The sequence below is a fragment of the Arthrobacter sp. MP_M4 genome (genome assembly GCF_035984855.1).
In the GTDB taxonomy this organism is placed as follows: Bacteria; Actinomycetota; Actinomycetes; order Actinomycetales; family Micrococcaceae; genus Arthrobacter.
Map to the genome: position 1 here is coordinate 1 of NZ_JAXCHX010000025.1, position 14,479 is coordinate 14,479.

The window sequence follows — 14,479 nt, forward strand, 5'->3', positions numbered from 1 at the left end:
CGAAGAAGAACGCGATGGTCAACGGGGTGTTCCGGACAATTTCCACGTACGTCATGCTGAAGCCGCGCAGGGCCGCGGCGGGCGCGTACCCCGGCAACCGCCACACCAGGCTAGTAGCGGTTGATCGCGGGAAGTTCGGGCGCGGTCTTGATGACGGCGCCGGCGGTGGCTTCCCAGGCCTTCTTGTAAGACCCGTCCTTGGCGAAGGCTTCCAGCTGGTCATTGATCCAGTTGCGGAAAACGGTGTCGTCCTTCTTCAGACCGATGCCGTAAGGCTCCTTGGTGAACGTCTGGTCCGAGGCCAGCTTGAAGGCGTCCGGTTCCTTGTTCACGAAGCCGGCGAGGATGACGTTGTCGGTGGTGATCGCTTCAACCTGCTTGTTGCGCAGTGGCTCGAGGCAGGCGGAGTAGGTCGCGGCCGGAACCAGGACTGCTCCGTACTTCTCCACGATCGTCCCGGCCGGGGTGGACCCGGTGACGGAGCAGACGTTCTTGCCCTTGACGTCCTCCGGCTTGGTGATGGAGGTGTTGTCCTTGTTCACCATGAGCGCCTGACCGGCCTCGTAATACGGGCCAGCGAAGTCGACTTCGGTTTTGCGCTTGTCATTGATCGTGTACGTCGCCACGATGATGTCGACGTCGCCGTTCTTCAGGAACTGCTCGCGGTTTGCGGATACCGTTTCTTTCCATTCGATCTTGTCCGCGGGGATGCCAAGCTTGCCGGCGATCAACTTGCCCATTTCGACGTCGAAGCCGACGGGCTTGCCGTCGAGGCCTTTCTGGCCGAAGAGGGGCTGGTCAAACTTGGTGCCGATGACGATCTTGCCGGCTGAGGAAAGCTTCGCCATGGTGGTGTCGGCAGCGAAGCTGGGCTTCTCGGCCACGGGCGGGTTGGTGGTGGAGGAGCTGCCGCCGCAGGCGCTGAGGCTGAGAGCCAGGGCTGCGGACGCGGCCACCAGAAGGGACTTCCGTCGGGTCAAAAATGTCATGAGGACATTCCTTTCATTGGTCGGCCGCCTTGCGGCGGCCGGGATGCGATCTCGTCAGGGATCAGTGGGTCAGCAGCTTGGAAAGGAAGTCCTTCGCCCGGCTGCTCTTAGGGTTGGTGAAGAACTCTTCGGGAGTGGCGTCCTCGACGATCTGGCCGTCGGCCATGAAGACCACGCGGTCCGCAGCCTTCCGGGCGAAGCCCATTTCGTGGGTGACCACGATCATGGTCATGCCTTCCTTGGCCAACTGGATCATGACGTCGAGGACTTCGTTGATCATCTCCGGGTCCAGGGCGGAGGTGGGCTCATCGAAGAGCATCACCTTCGGCTTCATGGCCAGGGCGCGGGCGATCGCGACGCGCTGCTGCTGGCCGCCGGAGAGCTGGGCAGGCAGTTTCGGTGCCTGGTGCCCGACGCCGACGCGCTCCAGGAGAGCCATGGCGTCCTTGTCCGCTTCGGCTTTGGACATGCCTTTGACCTTGATGGGCCCCAGGGTGACGTTTTCAAGAATCGTCTTGTGGGCAAAAAGGTTGAACGACTGGAACACCATGCCGACGTCAGCCCGCAACTTGGCGAGTTCCTTGCCCTCTTCGGGCAGTTCTTTTCCGTCAATCTTGATGACGCCGTCGTCGATGGTCTCAAGACGGTTGATGGCGCGGCACAGCGTCGACTTGCCAGAACCCGAAGGTCCGATGACGACAACGACCTCGCCCTTGCGAACATGCAGGTTGATGTCCTTGAGGACGTGCAACTGGCCGTAATGCTTGTTCACGGCATCCAGGGAGACGAGGGCATCGCCGGGCACTTGAGTAGTCATAAGAAGAATCTAGCGAACATCGGCGTCTTATGACGGCAATCACTCTGAGTTCCTGGAGATCGTGATTCAAGAGATACCTGCCGGTCAGGGTCCTGGCGGCAGACTCGGGTAGTCTTCGGCGCTGCCCGGACATTTGCTGGGTGTCACCGCGCCGGTGCCGCGCCCGGAGCGGTGCGGGCGGGCATCCGCGCTACCCTGTGGGCATGAGTACCGAACCGCAGCACAACAGCGATCCGGCCGCCGCCGGAAATTCAGCCGGAAATCCAGCCGGGCAGGCAACCGGACAGGCGGGCGGCAAGGCTGCCGGAAAGGCGACCGGGCGCGCAGCCGTCGAGTCCCGCGAGACGCCGCCAGCCCCGGCGATCCGGCACAAGGGTCCGTTGGAGCTGCGGCGCAAGGCTGCCAAAGTCACAATGTCCGACCGGACCCTGCTGGACACCAAAGGACCCGGTCAGTTCGTCCACACCGACCCGTGGCGGGTCCTCAGGATTCAGAGCGAGTTCGTGGAAGGCTTCGGCGCCCTCGCCGACCTGGGCCCGGCGGTCAGCGTATTCGGCTCCGCCCGGACCCGGCCGGGCAGCCAGAACTATGAACTCGCTGTTGAAGTGGGGCGCCAACTGGCCGAAGCCGGGCTGGCGGTGATCACCGGCGGAGGGCCCGGTTCGATGGAAGCGGCCAACAAGGGGGCCGTCCAGGGCAATGGCGTGTCGGTGGGCCTCGGCATCGAGCTGCCCTTCGAACAGGGGATGAACCAGTGGGTGGACCTGGGCATCAACTTCCGCTACTTCTTCGCCCGCAAGACCATGTTCGTGAAGTACGCCCAAGGTTTCATCGTGCTGCCGGGTGGACTCGGGACTCTCGACGAACTCTTTGAAGCGATGGTCCTCGTCCAGACCCGTAAGGTGACCTCCTTCCCCATTGTCCTGATTGGCACGGCGTTCTGGAGCCCGATGCTGGAGTGGATTCAAGGCACGCTGGTGTCGGAGGGAATGATGTCCGAGGAGGACCTGGACCTGCTGCAGGTGGTGGACGACCCGGCGCTCGCCGTCGAGCTGGTGGTTGAAGGTGCCGCCCGGCACCGTAACCCCAACGGGACCGGCAACGGAAACGGGACCGGGAACGGGACCGGCAATGGGAACGGCACCGGGGACGCGGGCGGAAAGCGCGCCTGAGCGCCACGCTCAGGACCCCCCCGTCGTCTGGCACGATGGGGGAGTGAGTTTCTTCCTGGTTTTCCTTGCGATCGCGCTGGCTGGTGCCGCTTTCCTTTTCGGCACCGGCAGGGCGTCAAGAGTCTTCCGCGGACGCCGCGGAAGTGACCACGACGCGCTCGAGGCCCTCAATGACGGGTTCGACCAGCCGGTAGCCAACCTTCCGCCGGTGCTGCTGCCCGCGGAGGCGGTAGCTTCCGACGTCGACCGGCTGCGCTTTGCTGTCGGCTTGCGCGGCTACCGGATGGACCAGGTGGACCAGGTGCTGGACGAGTTGCGGGAACAGATCACCGTCAAAGACAGAAAGATCGCGGACCTTGCCGCCGAACTCGCCCGCCTCGAGCGAAAACCGGAGCAGGCTCCGTGAGCAGTGCACCCGCCAGGGCCCCGGCCCGGGCAGGTATCCGGGTAACGCGCTGGCCCTGGTGGGTGCAGGTCGCGGGACTCTATGCCGCCGCCCGTTTCATCAGTGCCTGCATCTTCATGGCCGCGGCACTGCACCAGGACGTGAACCCCTGGTTTCCCGCCAAACCGGACTACTGGTCCTTCATTAATATCTGGGACGCCCGCTGGTACGGCGAGGTCCTTCAGAACGGGTACCCGGAGGTTCTTCCCACCGACGGCGCCGGAAACGTCCAGGAGAATCCCTGGGCGTTCTACGCCCTCTTTCCTTTGCTGGGCCGGGCGGCCGCCGCTCTGACCGGCATGCCCCCGGCGTTCGCACTGACCCTCATCGCCATGCTGAGCGGCCTGGCGGCGGCACTGGTCATCTACCGGCTGTTCCGCCTCAGAGCCGGACACCGTCCCGCGCTTTGGGGAACAGTGTTTGTCTCAACTTTTCCCGTCTCGCCGGTACTCCAGGTGCCCTACGCGGAATCGCTGAACCTGTTGCTGCTCGCCGCTGCCCTGCTGCTGGTAATGCAGCGCCGCTATCTGTGGGCCGTGCCCGCGGTTGTGCTGATGTGCTTGTCCCGGCCTACCGGCGTGCCGTTCGCGGCAATGCTCGGGCTGCTCTTTCTTTTCCGGCTGCGGAAGCACTATGCCGCGGCGCGGGCGGACGCCACCCGGCTGGGACCCGCCAGCGCCGAAGCGGCGGGGCTGACAGAGGATGTGCCGCACAGCAGGACCCAGCTTTGGTGGCTCGGCGGGCTCACTGCAGTGAGCGGAGCCAGCGCGTTGCTCTGGCCCGCGATCGCCTGGGCCGTGACGGGAGACATCCGCGCGTACACCAAGACGGAAACCGTCTGGCGGGGCGAGGACCTGGTGCCGTTCAAACCGTGGTTCGACGCCGGCATCCAGCTCTTCGGACCCGTCCTGGGAGTGCTGGCACCCTTCGTTTTTGTGGCGCTTTTCGCGGCAGCCATGCTGTGCCGGCCGGTGCGGGCGCTGGGCCCGGAACTCCGGCTCTGGTGTGTTTGCTATCTGGGTTATCTGCTGGTTTTCCTGCACCCCCAGACCAGCACGTTCCGGATGCTGCTCCCGCTGTTTCCGCTGGCCCTCAGCGCCGCCGTGGTTTCCCGGTCCCGGGCGTACCGCGGCACCGTGGTCCTCATGTTCCTGCTACTGCAGATTGTCTGGATCGTGTGGCTGTGGGCGTGGGCCCCGCTGCCCGGCGGAGGCGACTATCCGCCGTGACGCGCGACACCTTTAGCGCCTGCCGCCCCAGCGCGGCGCGGCGCGTCGGAAAGTCCAACGATTAGCTACAGCCGCGTTGTTACGCGATAATAGGTGGTAAGCAAGGACAAGAAGCAAACTGAGTATATGGCCCTGATGGCACTCCATCACGGCCGCCGGGCAGCTTGATTGACTAAGCGGACGCAGCCCGGCCGGGCTGCTAAGTCACTGGACTAATGGAGGGGATATTCCTTATGGCGGCTATGAAACCACGCACCGGCGACGGCCCGATGGAAGTTACCAAAGAAGGACGAAGCTTGATCATGCGAGTGCCGCTCGAAGGCGGCGGCCGGCTCGTGGTCGAACTTAACTCCGCTGAAGCTACCAACTTGAAGGAATGCCTCGTCGGCGTTACCGAGTAGCTTCACCGAACTTTTTCACAGCGGGCGGGGTCCGTGGCCGGATGGCTGCGGGCCCCGCCCGCTGTTGTCGTTCGGGGCAGGCCGGAAACCCCCGGTGGGAGGCTGCCGGAGGCCGGCTCCCCGCTCCGCTATTTCTTGACGGCTACCAACAGACCGTCGCCGGTCGGCAGCATGGCAGACGAGAGCCGGTCATCATCACGGATGGACCTGCCCACCTGGCGGAGGATCACAGTGGTCGCCTCCCGCGCGGCAGGATTGGCAACGCGGTCCTTGTCGAGCGCGTCGTTGACGATCAGCAGGCCGCCGGACTTGAGCAACCGGATGGCCTGCTCCACATAGCCGGGATAGTTCGGCTTGTCGGCGTCGATGAAGACAAGGTCGTAGGCGCCGTCCGTCAGCCGGGGCAGGACATCGCGTGCCCGCCCGGAGATCGTCCGGGTCCGGTTGGCCGGGCTGCCGGCCTCCTGGAACGCCTCGCGGGCGGCCTTGAGGTGCTCTACGTCGACGTCGATGGTGGTCAGCACGGCCTGCGGGCCCAGGCCGCGCAGGATGCAGACACCCGAGACGCCCGCGCCCGTACCGATTTCGACTGCCGTCTGTGCTTTGGACGCGGCAGCCAGGACGGTCAGGACGGCACCGACGCCCGGACCGACCGGGTTGACGCCGAGCTCGAAGGACCGTTCGCGCGCGTGCAGCATGACCTCATCCTCGGCAGGCAGATCTTCTGCGTAGGACCAGCTCGTGGACTTATCGGCGCTCATGGATATCGCTTTCTGGGCGGCAGGGAGGATGGTTCCCTCCAGCGTACTGTGTCAGGTGCGGCCCCGAAGTCAGGCGCCCCCGCGGTGGCGGTCACAGTGCCCCGCCCTACCCGGGCTGTTGCTGTGAAGTGACGCCGGATGCCGCCGTTTCAGCCGTCGGCGGAAGGGCTGCCGGCGTCAGGAAATTCCCAGATTCTTTTGAAATGATGGTCATCCGCTCATCCGCGTGGTGATCGGCGCCGAATTCAAAGTGCAGGCGCTTGCAGCCGCAAGCACCGTCCACGGCGTAAGCACCATCCACGAGGGGAGCGGACAATGTCGATAGTGGCAGCTGTCCCTACAACTGAAGAGTCCCGGCCCGAGGCGGAAACCGAATGGGTGCGTCCCACCTGGGAAGAAGTGGTCACCAACCATTCCGCCAAGGTCTACCGCCTTGCATACCGCCTGACCGGCAACAAATACGACGCCGAGGACCTCACCCAGGAAGTTTTCGTCCGGGTGTTCCGCTCATTGGAGAACTTCAAGCCAGGCACACTGGATGGGTGGCTGCACCGGATCACCACCAACTTGTTCCTGGACCAGGCGCGGCGCAAGAGCCGCATCCGCTTCGATGCTCTGGCCGAGGACGCCGAATCCCGCCTTCCGGGGCGCGAACCCGGACCGGAGCAAAGCTTCGAGTTCAACAACCTTGATATCGACGTGCAGGCCGCCCTCGAAGAGCTTCCGCCGGACTTCCGCGCCGCCGTCGTGCTGTGCGACCTTGAAGGACTCTCCTATGACGAGGTCGCTGTCGCCCTGGGCATTAAGCTCGGAACCGTCCGCTCCCGGATCCACCGCGGCCGGACGATGCTGCGGGAGAAGCTTGCCCACCGGGACCCGCGGCCGCCGCAGTCCGCCAAGGCGTCAATCAAGCCGCGCCTGAAGATGCCGCGCATCGCCGGTCTCCTCTGAACCAGGCGATGCGTCTGCTGAAACGACTGCTGCTCGCCCTGCACCAGCGGCGCGGCCGGCATCCTGATTCGTGTGGTGAATGCCTGCTTCAGCAACGCCGGGAACGCCAATACCTGGAGCGGCTGCGCAGGGCAGATGTTCCTGCGGCCAGCGACGACCTGACCGCGCGCCTACTGGCCCGTACCGAAGAATTGGCCCGTGCCGGAGAGCCCGCACGACCGGGGGAGCCGACTGGGGCACCGCAACCGGGCGCCGCCCCACGGCGCGCGGCGCGCGTCCTTCCCCCGGCCCTTCGCGCATCCGTGGTCACGGCTGCCGGCGCAGTGGCCGCTGCGGCCCTGCTCGGCGGATCGGCCTACCTGATGGGTGCCACCCCGGCCCCGTTCCCGGCGGCGACCGGCGCAGCGGACTCCGCCCTCCTGCCGGGGGAGTCCCCGGATTCCCCGGCGGACGCCGTCGAGGCAGGGCCGGGCGCACCGGCCGGATGGAGCCTCACTGGTGAACCGGACTTCACCCCTTCGGGCTCCCTCACCGGGCAACAACTCATTGCGCTGCGCGCGGCGGGCTGGACGTGCCCTGAGCTCCGAGAACTCGGCTACCATCTGGTCTGGGCACGCAGCCGTGTGATGGCCGGCGGCGATCTCCTGGAACTGCGACTCACCGACGGACAGCACTTCGCCACCGTGTTCGAACAGCACGGCGGCACGAAACCGAACCATCCCCCTGAGCAGAACAGCGGCCAACCGGCACCCCTTAATGTCGTCACCGGCCATCTGGCACCCGCAGATGGCTTCAGTGCCGTCCCGGTAACGGCCGGGAACGGCGTCCCGGTGCCGGCGGCCGGGAGTTTGTGGGTGCATGCTGCGGCGCCCTTTGCCGCCATCTATCAAACGGACGGAACCACCTTCACGTACATCTCGGACCTGCCCCCGGAGCAGGCCGACGACGGCGTCGCGGCTCTGATCCGGGCGCGCACCGCGGCGCCGGGGACGGCGGGTACCGCCGGGCAGGGACCGGAGGGCGCCGCCGGCGGCACCGGAGGATCCGACCGCGGCGGGGCCGGTCCAGCGCCCGACTTCACTGCCCGGTTGGAGCGCGGCCTGGGCAGGATTGTGGAGATGCTGGCCCCGTGACAGCCCGATCCGGCGCGGCACGCGTCCGTGTGTCTTCGCCGAATCGTCCCCGTTCCGATTGAGAGGGTAATCTTCCTACAGTGCTTGGAATCAACGGACCGGAGTTCTTACTTCTGCTGATCATCGGCCTTCTGGTGATCGGTCCCAGTAGGCTGCCCGAATACACCCAAAAACTCGCCAATATTGTCAAGGAAGTCCGCCGGATGGCCTCCGGGGCGCGGGAGCAGATCAAGGATGAAGTCGGCATTGACATCGATGACGTCGACTGGAAGAAATATGATCCCCGTCAGTACGATCCCCGCCGGATCATCAAGGAAGCGCTGCTGGAAGATGACACCAAGCCCGTCAGCGCCGGGGCACCGGACGCCGTCGCCACCGTAGCGGCGGCCTCAGCGGCCGCCTCGGAGCGCCGGCCCGTCCGGGCGGCTGAGCGCCTTCCCGCGGGTGAGCCGGCGCCCTTCGACTCGGAAGCCACCTAGCGGGGCTGCAGTCCCAGTGCCTTTCCCTGCAGCCCGCGCGGGACCGTCGCGAGCCTCCCGGCGATCTGCAGCAGCGCCGCGGCCGCCGGCGTCTCTGGCCGGCCCAGTACCAAGGGGACTCCGGCGTCGCCGCCCTCCCGCAGCAGGATGTCCAGCGGGATCTGTCCCAGCAGCGGAACGTCCGTACCGACCGTCGCCGTCAGCCGCTCGGCCAGCACCGTGCCGCCGCCGCTGCCAAACAGCTCCATCCGGCCGCCGTCGGGCAGCTCCAGGTACGACATATTTTCGACGACCCCGGCGACGCCCTGGCCGGTCTGGGTGGCAATCGCTCCGGCCCGCTCCGCCACATCCGCTGCCGCAGTCTGCGGCGTGGTGACCACAAGGATCTGCGCTTGCGGCAGTAATTGGGCCACGGAAATGGCGATGTCGCCTGTTCCGGGCGGCAGGTCCAGGAACAGGGCGTCCAGATCGCCGAAGTAAACGTCGGTGAGGAACTGCTCCAGGGCCCGGTGCAACATGGGTCCCCGCCAGGCGACCGGCTGGTTGCCGGTGACAAACATGCCGATTGAAATGACTTTGACCCCATAGGCGACCGGCGGCAGGATCATGTCATCCACCCGGGTGGGCGCCTGGGTGATACCCATCAGTGCCGGGACGGAGAAGCCGTAGACGTCCGCGTCCACGATGCCCACGCGCAGGCCTTGCGCGGCAAGCGCACAGGCGAGATTCACCGTCACGGAGGATTTTCCGACCCCGCCCTTGCCGCTGGCCACGGCGTACACCTTGGTCAGTGAGCCGGGATCGTTGAACGGTATTCCGCGCTGCGCGCCTGCGCCGCGGAGCCGGTCCTTGAGCGCGTCGCGCTGTTCCTGCGACATGACCTTCAGGTCAACCGCGACGCCCGTGACCCCCGGCACCGCTGACAGCGCGGTTTCGCAGTCCGCGGTGATGGTTCCGCGCAACGGGCAGCCTGCGATGGTCAAAAGTACCGCAACCCTTACCTTGCCGCCGTCGGAAATCTCAACGGTGTCCACCATGCCGAGCTCCGTGATGGGACGGCGGAGCTCGGGATCGATCACGGTCGCGAGGGCGGCGTGCACAGCCTCCGCGGGTGGTGACGCTGGCGGCGTTCCCGCGCCCGGGGCGCCGGGGCTCAGGCTGCCGGCGCTTGAAATGTCAGGGCGGGCACCCTCAGGGCTGGCACTGTCCGGGGCGGCGTTCACCGGGGTGGCGTTCATGCGGGGACGGCTCAGTTCTCTGGGGAGGTGGAATGTGCGGCGGTGCCGGCGGTATCCGCCTCGGTGGCCGGCGGCTGCTCGGGCGCCGTGCGGTCCATTCGGGCCGCCTTCGGGCTGGTGTCGGATTTGACCCGGGGACTTTGCTGCGTCCGGGGGCTGCGCTGCTTGTCGCGGCGTTCCTTCAGCTTTTCCTTGACCTTGTCCCGCGGAGACTCGTGGACTCCGGCGGAGGGATCGTGGGTGCGCAGTTCCTCCTGCGCCTCGAGCATGTCCTCCAGCAGGCTCCGAAGTTCGGCGCGGACGTAGTCGCGGGTGGCGACTTCCCGCAGTGCGATCCGCAGCGACGCCAGTTCCCGGGTCAGGTATTCGGTGTCCGAGAGGTTGCGTTCCGCGCGCTGGCGGTCCTGCTGCAGGGAAACGCGGTCACGGTCGTCCTGCCGGTTTTGGGCAAGCAGCAGCAGCGGCGCGGCGTAGGAAGCCTGGAGCGAGAGCATCAGGGTCAGCAGGGTGAAGCCGAGGGCCAGGGAATCAAACTGCCAGGCCTCCGGTGCCCAGGTGTTCCAGGCCAGCCAGATGACGACGAACACCGTCATGTAGACGAGGAACTGGGGTGTGCCCATGAAGCGGGCGAAGCCTTCGGTGGTCTGGCCAAAGGCGTCCGGGTTCGGCGAGAATTTCGGGAGGATCCGCTGGCGCCCGCTCAAAGGAGTGTCGAGGCTTCCCTTGTCCGGTTTGCTGCCCGGCCGGCTTTGGGCGTTGCGTGGTGCGCTGTTATCAGCCAATGCGGCCTCCAAGCTTCCTTATCGGGACATCGTCCTCATGGGCGCGCCAGTCATCGGGCAGCAGATGATCCAGCACATCGTCAACAGTCACCGCCCCCACAAGCCGACCGTCGCTGTTGACGACGGGGAGCGAGTTGAGGTTGTAGGTGGCCAGCGTGCGGGCCACCTCGCTGATGTGGGCCAGGTCCGAGACCGGCTCCAGGGTCTTGTCCACCAGGTTTCCGAGCGGCTCGGGCGGCGGGAAGCGCAACAGTTGCTGAATATGCACAACACCCAGGAACCGGCCCGTGGGAGTCTCCAGCGGGGGCCGGGCGATGAAGATCGACGAGGCGAGGGCTGGGGACAGCTCCTCGCGTCGGACGTGGGCAAGGGCTTCGGCGACGGTGGCTTCCGGGGGCAGGATCACCGGAACCGGGGTCATCAGACCACCGGCGGTGTCCTCATCATATTCGAGCAGCCGGCGGACGTCCTCGGCGCCCTCGGGTTCCATCAGCTGGAGCAGCTCTTCGGCCTGGGCGCTGGGGAGCTCGGCGAGGAGGTCGGCGGCGTCGTCGGGGTCCATCTCCTCCAGTACGTCCGCGGCACGGTTGACGTCGAGGGCGGAGAGGATTTCCACCTGGTCGCCCTCGGGCATCTCCTGCAGGACGTCGGCCAGCCGTTCGTCCTGGAGCTCACTGGCGACTTCGAAGCGGCGTTTGTCGCTCATTTCCTGCAGGGCCTCGGCGAAGTCGGCCGGTTTGAGGTCCTCGTGGGTGGCGACGAACTGGGTGGCGGCCTGGGGCTCGGTGCGGGCGCCCTGCTGCGCGTCAGCCCAGTCGATGATCATGGTCTCATTTCGGCGCAGCCTGCTCAGCGGCGAGAGGGAATGGCCGCGGCGGACGAAGAGCTTGCTGACAAACCAGTCGCCGGAGCGGTGCTTGTCCATCGCGATGTCCTCGATGGTGGCGTCCCCGCTGCCGTCGGCGAGTGTCACCCGGCGGTCGAACATTTCGGCCACGACCAGGGTTTCGGCGCCCCGCTGCTCAAAACGCCGCAGGTTCACCAGCCCGGTGCAGATGATCTGGGTCTGGTCGATCGAGGTGATCCGGGTCATCGGCACGAAGACCCGCTTTTTCCCAGGAACTTCGACGACGATGCCCACGACGTGCGGTGCGCCCCGGGTGCCGCGCGAGAGCACGACGACGTCGCGCAGCCTGCCGAGTCGATCGCCCAGTGGGTCAAAGACATCGAGTCCGAGGAGGCGCGCAACAAACACCCGCGAAAGATTTGTGCTCACCTGTACAGGCTACCGAGTCCGCTCTCTTTTAGCTGAATTTACAGCCGGTGCCCAGCCGGATAGGTAAGAATAGGCGTATGTCAAACATTTTTGGTGCTCCCAGGGCTGGCGCCCCCAACGGCCCGGACGAGGCCCGCACTGTTCCCAAGGGGGACACTGTTGGGTCCTACAACTCCTACCTGGATGCCCAGAAGGCGGTGGATTACCTGGCGGACCAGCAGTTCCCGGTACAGATGGTTTCCATAGTCGGCAATGAGTTGAAGATGGTCGAGCGGGTCACCGGCAGGCTTACCTACCCCCGGGTGGCTCTCTCCGGGGCGCTGAGCGGCATGTGGTTCGGCCTGTTTGTGGGCATCATGCTGTCCTTTTTCTCCACGACCGACGGCGCTTTTTCGATCCTGACGTCGGTGCTCATGGGTGCGGCGTTCTTCATGCTGTTCGGCATCGTCACCTACGCCATGCAGCGGGGTAAACGGGACTTCACGTCCACGAGCCAGGTCGTGGCGACCAACTACGACGTCGTGGTTTCCTTTGAAGCGGCGAATGAGGCGCGGCGGCTGCTCCACCAACTGCCCATGACGCAGCAGGACGCCTCGGCGTCCGCCGGATCCGGCGGGTACCCCCAGCGCGACCACCAGCACCAGCCCAACCAGCACCAGCCCTACCAGCAGGGTCAGCACCCGCCGTACCAGCCGGGCCAGCAGGGCAGCGAACCCCAGCGGCCTGCGGGCTGGACAGACCCGTATGGCCAGCGGACTCCGGAAGCCGGGCAGCATGAGGCCGGGCAGCATGAGGCCGGGCGGCACGCCGGCGGTCAGCGTCCTGAAGCACCACAGCCCGCTTCACAGCAGGCCACGTCCCCGCAGCAGCCGGTGGGCTCCGCGGACGCTGCACAGACCACGGAGGAGCCCGCGAAGCCGGCCGGCTTCGCCTACCCGGACCTGCCGGACGGCCGCCCCCAATACGGGGTCCGCGTCACCGACGCCCCCAAGCAGAAACCCGGTCAAGGCGGCGAGCAGCACTAGCTGGCAGACAATGAAGGCCTCCGCCCGGTGATGATCCGGGCGGAGGCCTTCTTCGTGCCAGCTTCAACTCCGCAAGTGCCCAGTACAGCGGCGGGGCTGGCCGGCTGGAACTACGCGGTGCTGGAACTACGCCGTGTGGCCTTCCGCTTCCTGGTAAATGCCCGCCATCCAGGACTCGACGTCGGCCGCCTTGCGGGGCAGGGCGGCGCTGAGGTTGACCGGGCCGTCGGCGGTCATGAGGATGTCATCCTCGATGCGGACACCGATTCCGCGGTATTCTGCCGGAATGCCGAGGTCCTCGTCCTTGAAATAGAGTCCGGGTTCGATCGTGAAGACCATCCCCGGCGTGAGGACGCCGTCCAGGTACAGCTCGCGCTTGGCCTGGGCGCAGTCGTGCACGTCGAGGCCAAGGTGGTGGCTGGTGCCGTGCGGCATCCAGCGGCGGTGCTGCTGGCCCTCTGCGCTGATGGCCTCTTCGACGGAGACCGGCAGCAGGCCCCATTCAGCGAGGCGTTCCGCCAGCACCGTGGTGGCCGCGGTGTGGATGTCGCGGAACTTGGTCCCGGGCTGGGCGGCAGCGAAGCCTGCGTCGGCGGCGTCGAGGACGGCCTCGTAGACCTTGCGCTGGACCTCGGAGAAGGTGCCGTTGGCCGGCAGAGTGCGCGTGATGTCTGCGGTGTAGAGCGAATCCGCCTCAACACCGGCATCGAGCAGCAGAAGCTCGCCGGCGGTGACTTTCCCGGTGTTCCGGGTCCAGTGCAGCACGGTGGCGTTGTTGCCGGAGGCTGCGATGGTGTCGTAGCCGAGCTCATTACCTTCTTCCCTGGCCCGGGCGAAGAACGCCCCTTCGACGACGCGCTCGCCACGCTGGTGCGTCAGTGCCCGCGGAAGTGACTTCACCACTTCGGTGAAACCCTGCACGGTGGCGGCGACGGCGGTCTTCATCTGCTCAACTTCCCACTCGTCCTTGAGCAGCCGCAGTTCAGAGAGGGCTTCCGTTAGCTTCTCATCCAAGGCATCGAGGATGCCGAGGTCAAGGTTCTCGGGGTCCTTGGCCGTGTTGTAGCGGGCGGTGTCAACCAGGGCGTCGATGTTCTCGTCCACCTTCCGCACCAGCCGGATGGAGATCCCGCCAATTTCGGGGGCGCCGACGTTCTTGGTGATGCCAAGTTCGAGTTCACTGATGTCCGCAGTGTCCAGTCCGAGGCGGGCTTTGAACTCCGCCAGGGTGGGGCGGGCGCCGATCCAGAATTCACCGGACCGGGAGTCAGCGTAGAACTGTTCGGTGTCGCGGCCGGCCAGCGGACGGAAATACAGCGTCGCGTGGTGGTGGCCGCCGTCATCGCCCTTGCCGGCTTCGACGGGTTCCAGGATAAGCACGGCGTCGGGCTCGTGGTCCAGGCCGAGGCCGGTGAGATGCGCGAAGCCGGAGTGCGGCCGGAAGCGGTAGTCGCAGTCGTTCGACCGGACCTTCAGCGGACCGGCGGGAATGACCAGGCGTTCGCCCTTGAACTGCTCTGAGACGGCGCGGCGGCGGGCAGCGGCATGGCCGGCGACGGCGTCGCGTTCCGGGAGCTGTTCACGGACCGGGGCCCAGTTGCTGGCCATAAATGCCTTAAAAGCATCGGAACTGGGCCGCTGTGAGCGGTTGTTGACGCGCTCGTCGAGGGGTTGGGAAGCGGAGACTTGGGTGTTATCTGCATCGTTCACCGTCCCATCGTCTCACCAGCGCAGCGGCTGAGGCCAACAGGCCGGCGGGTTGGCGACATCAACGCCTTGAC

General features: G+C 66.2%; 15 protein-coding genes. 8 read left to right on the forward strand and 7 right to left on the reverse strand.

Annotation, left to right across the window (positions count from 1 at the left end; translation table 11 throughout):
* Nucleotides 1–110: 110 nt before the first annotated feature.
* A complete protein-coding gene (locus RCH15_RS15615; protein WP_326961581.1) occupies nucleotides 111–989 on the reverse strand; it encodes a glutamate ABC transporter substrate-binding protein in 879 nt (292 codons plus the stop codon).
* 61 nt (nucleotides 990–1,050) lie between these two features.
* A complete protein-coding gene (locus RCH15_RS15620) occupies nucleotides 1,051–1,806 on the reverse strand; it encodes an amino acid ABC transporter ATP-binding protein (protein ID WP_326961582.1) in 756 nt (251 codons plus the stop codon).
* Nucleotides 1,807–2,003: 197 nt separating this feature from the next.
* Here RCH15_RS15620 and RCH15_RS15625 point away from each other — a divergent pair, with 197 nt between their 5' ends.
* The 4 genes from RCH15_RS15625 (at nucleotide 2,004) to RCH15_RS15640 (ending at nucleotide 5,053) form a co-directional block, all read left to right on the forward strand.
* Complete coding sequence (locus RCH15_RS15625) at nucleotides 2,004–2,978, forward strand: TIGR00730 family Rossman fold protein (protein WP_442784525.1); 975 nt, start codon at nucleotides 2,004–2,006, stop codon at nucleotides 2,976–2,978.
* Nucleotides 2,979–3,021: 43 nt separating this feature from the next.
* Nucleotides 3,022–3,384, forward strand: coding sequence for a DivIVA domain-containing protein (locus RCH15_RS15630; protein WP_326961584.1), 363 nt, complete (start codon nucleotides 3,022–3,024; stop codon nucleotides 3,382–3,384).
* Entirely contained in the window at nucleotides 3,381–4,652 is a 1,272-nt protein-coding gene (locus RCH15_RS15635; RefSeq protein WP_326961585.1) for a hypothetical protein, read from the forward strand. The genes RCH15_RS15630 and RCH15_RS15635 overlap by 4 nt, the downstream gene beginning before the upstream one ends.
* A gap of 233 nt (nucleotides 4,653–4,885) precedes the next feature.
* Nucleotides 4,886–5,053 carry a DUF3117 domain-containing protein gene (locus RCH15_RS15640; protein ID WP_069949162.1) on the forward strand — a complete coding sequence of 56 codons (168 nt, stop codon included), beginning with the start codon at nucleotides 4,886–4,888 and terminating at the stop codon, nucleotides 5,051–5,053.
* 128 nt (nucleotides 5,054–5,181) lie between these two features.
* On the opposite strand, the gene RCH15_RS15645 is transcribed toward RCH15_RS15640, so the two are convergent.
* Complete coding sequence (locus tag RCH15_RS15645) at nucleotides 5,182–5,814, reverse strand: O-methyltransferase (RefSeq protein ID WP_326961586.1); 633 nt, start codon at nucleotides 5,812–5,814, stop codon at nucleotides 5,182–5,184.
* Between the two features lie 315 nt (nucleotides 5,815–6,129).
* Between RCH15_RS15645 and sigE the strand changes: the two genes are divergently transcribed.
* From sigE to RCH15_RS15660, 3 genes are all read left to right on the forward strand, one after another.
* Nucleotides 6,130–6,765, forward strand: coding sequence for an RNA polymerase sigma factor SigE (gene sigE / locus RCH15_RS15650; RefSeq protein ID WP_326961587.1), 636 nt, complete (start codon nucleotides 6,130–6,132; stop codon nucleotides 6,763–6,765).
* 8 nt (nucleotides 6,766–6,773) lie between these two features.
* On the forward strand, nucleotides 6,774–7,898 hold the full coding sequence (locus RCH15_RS15655) for a hypothetical protein (protein ID WP_326961588.1): 1,125 nt from the start codon (nucleotides 6,774–6,776) through the stop codon (nucleotides 7,896–7,898).
* A gap of 80 nt (nucleotides 7,899–7,978) precedes the next feature.
* Nucleotides 7,979–8,377: a Sec-independent protein translocase TatB gene (locus RCH15_RS15660; RefSeq protein WP_326961589.1), complete on the forward strand. Its 399-nt coding sequence runs from the start codon at nucleotides 7,979–7,981 to the stop codon at nucleotides 8,375–8,377.
* Here RCH15_RS15660 and RCH15_RS15665 read toward each other — a convergent pair.
* Genes RCH15_RS15665 through RCH15_RS15675 form a run of 3 tightly spaced genes read right to left on the reverse strand, consistent with a single transcriptional unit; the run spans nucleotide 8,374 to nucleotide 11,673 of the window.
* Nucleotides 8,374–9,615, reverse strand: coding sequence for an Mrp/NBP35 family ATP-binding protein (locus tag RCH15_RS15665; RefSeq protein ID WP_326961590.1), 1,242 nt, complete (start codon nucleotides 9,613–9,615; stop codon nucleotides 8,374–8,376). The genes RCH15_RS15660 and RCH15_RS15665 overlap by 4 nt on opposite strands.
* 11 nt (nucleotides 9,616–9,626) lie before the next feature.
* On the reverse strand, nucleotides 9,627–10,409 hold the full coding sequence (locus tag RCH15_RS15670) for a DUF1003 domain-containing protein (RefSeq protein ID WP_326961591.1): 783 nt from the start codon (nucleotides 10,407–10,409) through the stop codon (nucleotides 9,627–9,629).
* Nucleotides 10,390–11,673: a magnesium transporter MgtE N-terminal domain-containing protein gene (locus RCH15_RS15675; RefSeq protein ID WP_326961592.1), complete on the reverse strand. Its 1,284-nt coding sequence runs from the start codon at nucleotides 11,671–11,673 to the stop codon at nucleotides 10,390–10,392. Before RCH15_RS15675 ends, RCH15_RS15670 begins: the two co-directional genes overlap by 20 nt.
* Before the next feature lie 77 nt (nucleotides 11,674–11,750).
* Here RCH15_RS15675 and RCH15_RS15680 point away from each other — a divergent pair, with 77 nt between their 5' ends.
* Complete coding sequence (locus tag RCH15_RS15680; RefSeq protein WP_326961593.1) at nucleotides 11,751–12,698, forward strand: general stress protein; 948 nt, start codon at nucleotides 11,751–11,753, stop codon at nucleotides 12,696–12,698.
* A gap of 126 nt (nucleotides 12,699–12,824) precedes the next feature.
* On the opposite strand, the gene RCH15_RS15685 is transcribed toward RCH15_RS15680, so the two are convergent.
* Nucleotides 12,825–14,408, reverse strand: a complete 1,584-nt coding sequence (locus RCH15_RS15685; RefSeq protein ID WP_326961594.1) for an aminopeptidase P family protein — start codon at nucleotides 14,406–14,408, stop codon at nucleotides 12,825–12,827.
* Nucleotides 14,409–14,479 lie beyond the last annotated feature (71 nt).

Excerpts from the sequence above, each read along its gene's own strand:
- RCH15_RS15640 (WP_069949162.1), top strand. The coding sequence starts at position 4,886 with ATGGCGGCTATGAAACCACGCACCGGCGACGGCCCGATGGAAGTTACC.
- RCH15_RS15615 (WP_326961581.1), bottom strand. The coding sequence starts at position 989 with ATGACATTTTTGACCCGACGGAAGTCCCTTCTGGTGGCCGCGTCCGCA.
- RCH15_RS15665 (WP_326961590.1), bottom strand. The coding sequence starts at position 9,615 with ATGAACGCCACCCCGGTGAACGCCGCCCCGGACAGTGCCAGCCCTGAG.
- RCH15_RS15645 (WP_326961586.1), bottom strand. The coding sequence starts at position 5,814 with ATGAGCGCCGATAAGTCCACGAGCTGGTCCTACGCAGAAGATCTGCCT.
- RCH15_RS15680 (WP_326961593.1), top strand. The coding sequence starts at position 11,751 with ATGTCAAACATTTTTGGTGCTCCCAGGGCTGGCGCCCCCAACGGCCCG.
- sigE (WP_326961587.1), top strand. The coding sequence starts at position 6,130 with ATGTCGATAGTGGCAGCTGTCCCTACAACTGAAGAGTCCCGGCCCGAG.
- RCH15_RS15655 (WP_326961588.1), top strand. The coding sequence starts at position 6,774 with ATGCGTCTGCTGAAACGACTGCTGCTCGCCCTGCACCAGCGGCGCGGC.
- RCH15_RS15620 (WP_326961582.1), bottom strand. The coding sequence starts at position 1,806 with ATGACTACTCAAGTGCCCGGCGATGCCCTCGTCTCCCTGGATGCCGTG.